Consider the following 5,729-nt stretch of genomic DNA (forward strand, 5'->3'; position numbering starts at 1 on the left):
GTTTCCAGAGCGCTGCGAGCGGCTCGTACTCGTCGGCAGCGGTGGACTCGGCACCGAAGTGAACGCCATCCTGCGCGCGCTGAGCATTCCGGGTGCTGCCTTTGTCCTGCCGCTCGGGTGTCGGCCGGTCGTCTGCCGCCTGGGAAGGAAGGCAGCGGCGTGGAGCGAGCGTCTGGGCAAGCCCCCGCACCGGGCGGCAGCTGAGATCGGGCGCGCCTATGCGGCGCTCACCGATCCGGACACGCGTCGCGCCTTCTTGCTCACGCTCCGCTCGGTCGTCGACCACCAGGGCCAGCGCTTCACGGGTGAAGTCATCTGACCTGCCCCCTTCCTGATCCCTCGATTTGAGCAAGTAGGGTGGGCGATCCGCCCACCACCTGCCCGTCGCCGCGATGTCTCAACCGCCGCTCCTCCTGATAGCCTGACCGGCCCGGTCCCCCGCGTTAACGCCAAAACCCGACTCTTTTGCTTATCATATGTTTTGTGCATGCCTCGTGCATGTGCCGTGCATCAGGCGATTCTCCGTAAACCTTTGGCTTTGCCGGACTTCATTCACGGGCGGAGCTGTTCAGACGGAGGTCGTCCGATCCTCGGCCGCGCGCGCCGCTGACGGTGGGCGGGGGAGCGAAACGCTGCTCACCACTCCCCAGCCCGAGGTCCGGCTCAGCGGCGGTCAGGCGGCCTATCCGCGGCGCGACCAGGTCGGCTCGATCCAGCTCGTCACCGACGCCGCCGGCGCCGACGGCGAGCACGCGACCTACCAGCCCTTCGGCGAGGCGCGCGCCGTCGTCGCCGGCACCATCCCCGCCGAGACCAGGGGCTTCGTCGGCGAGCGCTTCGGCTTACGGTCGCGCCGTCTCCAGCTCGGGGGCGGGGGGCGTCCAGCCGGCCTTGCGCATGCCGGCGACCAGTCGGTCTATCGTCGACTCGATCCCCTGGTGGCCGCGGAAATAGGCCGCGGGGTCGCTGGCAAGGGCGGGGTCGAGCTCGGCCATCCGCTTCAGGGCCTTGGCGGCGGCGGCGCTGTCGCCGAGTTCGCCCTCGGCGATGGCGATGAGCGCCTGGCCGATGCCGGAGCCCTCGGCGGCGCTTCTCTCGGCGCTGTCGAGCATCGCGGAATAGTCGCCCTCGAAGTACTGGTGGATGGCGATCAGGTGGAAGTACCAGGCCGGCGGCTTCAGCGAGCGGGCGATCGCGCGCTCAAGCAGCGGAATTCCCTGATCCCATTTGCCGCGCGCGGCCAGCCGCCAGCCGAACTGCGCCAGGGTGTCGGGATCGTTCGGGTTCAGCGCCAGCGCCGCGCGCTGGGTCTTCTCCGATTCGTCCCAATAGCCCGCGTAATACTCGATCGAGGCGAGGGCCTGGAGGGCGGTGACGTTCTTCGGGTCGAGCTCGGTACCGCGGCGGGCGGTTTCCAGCGCGTGGCCGAGCGCGGCGTCGCGGTCGACGCCGGGGGTGAACTCGAAGCGGACGCCGTCCATCTCGAGCCAGCCGAGCATTGCCCAGCCGTCCGCGTAGGAAGGGTCGCGCTTCACGGCCTCCTCGAGGCAACGGCGGGTCGGGGCATAGAGGTCGTCGGGGAACGAGCGGCGGTAGATATAGGCCTGAAGCACGCAGGCGTAGCTCGCCATGCTCGGGATCGCGTGGCTGAGCACGCGGCGGGTGATGTCGCTCTTCACGACGCCGTAGGGCTGGCCGAGGTCCGAGGCGATGCCGGCCGCGATTTCGGTCTGCACCTGGAGCAGCGAGCCGGCGTCGAGGCCGCGGTCGATCGAGGCGCTCCAGCGCACCTCGCCGGTGGTGGCATCGACCACCCTGGCGCTGACGCGGACCTGATCCTCCGCCACCGTCACATTGCCGCTCACCACATAGGAGACGCCGAGCCGCTGGCCGAGTTCGATCGCATCGGCGTCGGCGCTCTCGCCGAAACTCGCCCGTGGCGAGAAAACGCGGATCGAGGAGAAGTGCATGAGCTCGGAGATCAGCTGCTGGCTGACGCCGTCGGCGAGGACTTCGGCGTTCGGGTGGTCGCCGAGCGGCTCGAAGGGAAGCACGATGACGGCCGGACCGCTGGCGTCGATCGGCGGAACGCGCAGCTGCGCGACGACGAGCCAGGCGACCAGAGCGAGCAGGCCGGCGGCGAGCGCGGCCGCCGCCGCCAGGTACTTCGGGCGCGGCCGGGGTGGCAGAGGCATGGCGGCGGGCTCGGGCCCGGCGCTGCCCGCTTCGGCCCCCGCGTCGGGCTCCGAGGCTTCCGGTCGGTCGGGGAGCGGCGCGGGCGCCGGGCCATGCCAATCGACCTCGACGGCATAGCCGCCCTTCGGAATCGACAGGCGGACGGGGTCGGCCTGCCCGCCGCCCGCGTAGTAGCTGTCGAGGTCGCGGCGCAGGCGGCGGGCCTCGAGGCGCACCACCGGGTCGGACTGGGAGTCGAAATCCTCGCCGCGGCCGAATACCGCGGTGGCGATGGTGTAGCCCTTCAGCCGGTCGCCGCGACCGGCCAGCGTCTCCTCGACGAGGTAGCTGAGGAGGATCCGGCGACGGTTCGACCGAAAGGGGGGCGTCGCGAGGATGCGCGCGAGTCCGGCCTCGGTGTCGGACGGGAGGGGTCGGGGCCGCTCAGGTCGCGGTGCGTGGTCGGCTTCTCCGATCTCAGGCATTCGCACCCCCTGCGAGCCGCCGCCGACGTCGGCGGCAGAATAGCCGATCGGTCCGCGCCGAGACAGCCGGATCGTGCGCGGAACATGTTCGAACATGTTCGTCACTTCGCACCGGGGTGAATCGGCGGGACGGTGAACCGGCGGGACGATGGCCGCGGCGCCACGCTGGGGAGGGTCAGGGGATGCGGATCGTCCATGTGCTGTCGCAGTTCCCGAGCGCCGAGCTCGCGATCCACCGGTTCTATGCCCGCGACGCCGACTTCCGAAGCATCTGCGACGACTACGAGGAAGCGCTGGCGGCGCTCCGCCACTGGCAGGGCGACGCCGCGCGCGCCACCGACTTCCAGCGGCTGGCAACCGAGCTCGAAAGCGAGATCGCCGCCTTCCTCGATGAACACGGGGCGGCACGCCGCCCGATCGGCTGACACCAACGGCCACGGCATGCCGCGCGCCCAAACAGGAGAGGTCACCATGAGACGACAGCGGCAAGGAGGGACGGCGGGATGCGCGCTCCGCGCGTCGGCCCTCGCCCTCGCGATCGGCGCGTGGGGAGGGGCGACGCCGACGGTGGCCCAGGAGGCCGGACGGCCGAACATCCTCTTCATCATGGGCGACGACATCGGCTACATGCAGCCGTCGATCTATCACCGCGGGCTGATGGTCGGCGAGACGCCGAACATCGACCGGATCGGCCGCGAGGGCGCGCTGTTCACCGACTATTACGCGGAGCAGAGCTGCACGGCCGGGCGCACCGCCTTCATCACCGGCATGAACCCGCTGCGTGTCGGGATGCTGCTGCCCGAGATCCCGGGCAGTCCGTCGTTCCTGCGCAAGGGCACGCCGACGCTGGCGAAGTTCCTCTACGACCTTGGCTACTCGACGGGCGAGTTCGGCAAGAACCACCTCGGCGATACCGCCGAGTCGCTGCCGACCGCCCACGGGTTCCAGGAGTTCTGGGGCTATCTCTACCATCTCGACGCCATGCAGGGGGTGAGTTTCCCCGACATCAACGCGACGCCGACGGACCAGACGATCGCGCCGCCCTGCGCCAACACGCCAATCCCCGGCCTCGCCGCGGTTCCCGGCGCGGTCGATCCGGCGACGGCGGTCTGCCTGACGCCGCCGCGTCCGGTGCTCGCCTGCAAGTCCTCGGACGGAAGCCCGGAGAACCAGAGCTGCGCCGACGAGGGGCCGCTGACGCTCGAGCGGTCGGAGACCGTGGACGAGGAGATCTCGGCCAAGGTCATCGACTTCCTCGACCGCAACGACCCGAAGAAGACCGACAAGCCGTTCTTCGTCTGGTACAACCCCGCCCGGATGCACGTCACCACGATGCTGTCGCCGAAATACATGGCGATGGTCGGCCAGCAGGGTGGCAAGGACTGGGGCGTCAACGAAGCCGGCATGAAGCAGATGGACGACAACATCGGCGTCGTCCTCGACAAGCTGAGTGCCATGGGCGCGCTCGACAACACCATCGTCGTCTTCACCACCGACAACGGCGCCGAGACGATCACCTTCCCCGACGGCGGCACCACGCCGTTCAAGGGCGGCAAGCTCTCGACCTGGGAAGGCGGGATGCGCGCGCCGATGGTCGTGCGCTGGCCCGGCCATATCGAGCCCGGCTCGGTCAGGACCGAGATGATGTCCTCCCTCGACTGGCTGCCGACGCTCGTCGAGATCGCCGGCGGGCCGAAGGGCGACAGCCTGAAGGCCGAGGTCGAGAAGGGTTATCCCGGTCTGGTCAAGACCACGCTCGACGGGATGAACGTGCGCGGCTACCTCGAAGGCACGGATGCGAAATCGCCGCGCGACCACTTCTTCTACTACTCGGGAAAAGATCCGTCGGCGGTGCGCTACAAGAACTGGAAGATGTATTTCGCGATGGTCTCCGATGACCCGTCGGGTTTCGTCCATGGCGTGCAGCCCTACAGCTGGACGCAGGTCGTGAACATCAAGCGCGACCCGTTCGAGACTTCGGTCGGCGAACAGCAGAAGACGCTCTTCGGCATGGGCGGCGCGCTGGCCGCGCCGATGACGGCCTATGTCTACGACTGGAACCTGCTGCCGATCGGACAGGCGCTGTGGCTGAAGGAACTCGAGACCTACGTCAAGTTCCCGCCGCTGCAGATGCCGGCGAGCTACAACCTCGAGCAGGTCGTGGCGCAAGTGAAGGCGATGAAGACCGGCGCCGACTGAGCGCCTCGCGGGCGGCCCTCGCCGGGCCGCCCGTTTCACGCCTGGCCTCCAGTGGGAGAGAACCCGTGTCCGACAAGCCGTCCGCCGCCCCGTCGCGCCGCAACTTCCTCAAGCTTTCCGCGATCGCCGCCGCCGGCGCCGCGACGCCCGTCGCGGCGGCCGAGACGCCGCCGACGCTCCCGACCCCGGCCGCGCCGGGGTTCGACCACCTCGTCGTGCTGATGTTCGAGAACCGCTCGTTCGACAACCTGCTCGGCCATCTCTACGAGCCCGGGACCGTGCCGGACGGGCAGAGCTTCAACGGGCTCGCCGGCGGCGCCTTCGCCAACCCGTCGCCGGGCGGGCCGGTGGCGGCGCATGTCTACGACGGGGCGACCGACTGGATCATGCGAAGCCCGACGCCGGACCCCGGCGAGGAGTTCCCGCACGTCAACACCCAGATTTTCGGCACCGTCGACCCGCCCGGCAACGCCCGCGTCGAGTTCAAGAAGATGCACGCGCCCTTCAACGCACCGCCGGGCAGGACGCGGGCGACCATGGACGGGTTCGTCGCCGACTACATCAACAACTTCGGCGCCACCCAGGGCCGCGAGCCGCGCTCCGAGGAATACGCCGTGGTCATGGGCGGGTTCAGCCCCGAGATGCTGCCCGTCACCAGCGCGCTCGCCCGCGGCTTCGCGGTCTACGACGCCTGGTTCTGCGGGGTGCCGTCGCAGACCTTCTGCAACCGCTCGTTCTTCGCCTCGTCCCAGTCGTCAGGCAACGTCACCAACGGCGGCGGCCCCGACGGCTACAGGAAGTGGGAGAAGAACGAGGGGCCGACGATATTCAACCGGCTGGAGGAGGCCGGCCTCTCCTGGGCGGTCAGAT

At 69.4% G+C, this 5,729-nt stretch carries 5 protein-coding genes; 4 read left to right on the plus strand and 1 reads right to left on the minus strand.

The window, feature by feature from the left end:
- A partial coding sequence (locus Q0480_RS16640) for a hypothetical protein (protein ID WP_299134627.1) occupies nt 1–319 on the plus strand: 319 nt, incomplete at its 5' end.
- 523 nt (nt 320–842) lie between these two features.
- Here the strand turns inward: Q0480_RS16640 and Q0480_RS16645 are convergent.
- On the minus strand, nt 843–2,660 hold the full coding sequence (locus tag Q0480_RS16645) for a FlgO family outer membrane protein (RefSeq protein WP_299134629.1): 1,818 nt from the start codon (nt 2,658–2,660) through the stop codon (nt 843–845).
- A gap of 182 nt (nt 2,661–2,842) precedes the next feature.
- Between Q0480_RS16645 and Q0480_RS16650 the strand changes: the two genes are divergently transcribed.
- From Q0480_RS16650 to Q0480_RS16660, 3 genes are all read left to right on the plus strand, one after another.
- Nucleotides 2,843–3,085, plus strand: coding sequence for a hypothetical protein (locus tag Q0480_RS16650; protein ID WP_299134631.1), 243 nt, complete (start codon nt 2,843–2,845; stop codon nt 3,083–3,085).
- Nucleotides 3,086–3,227: 142 nt separating this feature from the next.
- Nucleotides 3,228–4,859: an arylsulfatase gene (locus Q0480_RS16655; protein WP_299134633.1), complete on the plus strand. Its 1,632-nt coding sequence runs from the start codon at nt 3,228–3,230 to the stop codon at nt 4,857–4,859.
- A gap of 65 nt (nt 4,860–4,924) precedes the next feature.
- Nucleotides 4,925–5,729, plus strand: an 805-nt coding sequence (locus Q0480_RS16660; protein ID WP_299134635.1) for an alkaline phosphatase family protein, incomplete at its 3' end; no start/stop codon positions are given.

It is taken from the genome of uncultured Amaricoccus sp., from assembly GCF_937891315.1.
Classification (GTDB): Bacteria; Pseudomonadota; Alphaproteobacteria; order Rhodobacterales; family Rhodobacteraceae; genus Amaricoccus.

Coding starts and splice junctions, on each gene's coding strand:
- Q0480_RS16645 (WP_299134629.1), bottom strand. CDS start 2,660: ATGCCTGAGATCGGAGAAGCCGACCACGCACCGCGACCTGAGCGGCCC.
- Q0480_RS16650 (WP_299134631.1), top strand. CDS start 2,843: ATGCGGATCGTCCATGTGCTGTCGCAGTTCCCGAGCGCCGAGCTCGCG.